Genomic DNA, 1033 nt, shown 5'->3' on the forward strand with positions numbered 1-1033 from the left:
TTAATGAATCCTCAACATTTGAGAAATTGGTTTGCTAATTGTTGCTACTGTACCTCATAACAGCGGGAACCGCTGTATCTCTGACCATGTTTCCTCTATTTTCTCTTTTTGTTTCTGAGAATCGCGACAATCCAAATCGTCAAAAACTAAAATCAGATCGCATTTATTTGGTTCTGCTTTTAAGGCGATCGGTAATTCTTGCTTTATTTGCTCGATTAAGCTTTGACCTGTTCTTCCATAACTACCTGCTTTATTAGCTTTAGGGCCGGGTTTTTGACGAACTGGTGTTTTTCGTTCAAATCTACAGCCCGGAAAAGTTTTTTCTAAAAAAGGAAAGAATCCTCTCACCTCAGCCTCACCACCTCCAGAGTAAACCCACACTACCACGGCCATCCTCCAATACTGGGATCGCCAACACGATATAAGTCACCTAATTCCCATCCCTCTTCAAGTTTTGGATCGAGCATTTCTTTTGAAAGAGATTTGACTGAGAAATGGGTTCTATTTTCGGAATAAAAACAAACAACATTCTCTAAACGATCGGTAAAGTGATCTAAAAGGTCGGGACTATGTGTGGTAATAATTATCTGAGTTTTTGCCGCAGCTTTTTAATCCACTCAGCTAAAATTGGCATCCACGATACGTGCAATCCTAATTCCGGTTCATCAATGACTATCAAAGAAGGAAGAAGTGGAGAATGTAAAATAGTTGCCCAACAAAGCATCCTCACAGTTCCATCTGACATTTCATTAAGGTAAAATGCTTCTTTGATATCTTCAAAATACCATTGTACAGTGAGAGATAGGCGACCAGAACGTACAGGTCTAATGCGACGAGTTTTTGGTAATATCGATTTCATCGCCTCGTTCAGGCTATCTTCAAAGTCGATATTTTGGCTTAAATTCTCCAAAACTAAGGGCAGATTATCTCCAGATGGAGATAGGTAAATATAGCGCTCGCAAATGATTTGTAAATCATAAATAATGTATAATGAGGATGTAAACCTAAGTAGGAGTTGAGATGTCCCGAGAGA

The 1033-nt window shown here is 39.0% G+C and carries 2 protein-coding genes; both read right to left on the reverse strand.

Features of this window, described 5'->3' with window-relative positions; translation table 11 throughout:
• Positions 1-54 precede the first annotated feature (54 nt).
• Complete coding sequence (locus QUA54_RS34335; RefSeq protein WP_333419510.1) at positions 55-387, reverse strand: hypothetical protein; 333 nt, start codon at positions 385-387, stop codon at positions 55-57.
• A 196-nt stretch (positions 388-583) separates the two neighbouring features.
• Positions 584-1033 (reverse strand): AAA family ATPase (locus tag QUA54_RS34340; protein WP_333419511.1); only part of this gene is annotated, 450 nt, incomplete at its 5' end.

The sequence above is a fragment of the Microcoleus sp. MOSTC5 genome, from assembly GCF_036701825.1.
Classification (GTDB): domain Bacteria; phylum Cyanobacteriota; class Cyanobacteriia; order Cyanobacteriales; family Microcoleaceae; genus Microcoleus; species Microcoleus asticus.